The organism is Desulfothermus okinawensis JCM 13304 (genome assembly GCF_054654515.1).
Window position 1 is genome coordinate 1 of sequence record NZ_BAAIEW010000092.1, and the last position, 374, is coordinate 374.

General features: G+C 31.8%; 1 protein-coding gene. It reads right to left on the minus strand.

What is annotated here, in order from left to right; translation table 11 throughout:
* A partial coding sequence (locus ACYQ0O_RS13180) for a transposase (RefSeq protein WP_459893809.1) occupies positions 1–365 on the minus strand: 365 nt, incomplete at its 3' end.
* Positions 366–374 lie beyond the last annotated feature (9 nt).

Sequence of the window (374 nt, forward strand, 5' to 3'; positions counted from 1 at the left end):
GCTTTTAAAGCTTCTATAGAACTGGTAGATAAAAATAGGCTTTCTACGATATGGGAGTATTCCTGTGGAAGATACCTACTATATTTTGGAATAGAGGATGGAAAGAAGCTGGAAGTTCTTGTGCGAGGGATATTAACTTTTAAAGGAGTGTTATTTAGATACAGGGTTCTTGGATAAAAACCATTAGCATATTCTTCTGTGTTTTCTTTTAAGTAAATATTCCTCTCTTCCTTCATAATGGTATTAAGGATCAAAGGAACTACAGAGAGTTTAATTTTTTCATAGAAATCTTGGGAAGATAACTTGCCAGATATCAGGTTTTGTATTAATTCATCTAAGAGATTGTTTAACGTGTCTTTATTCATTATTTTACT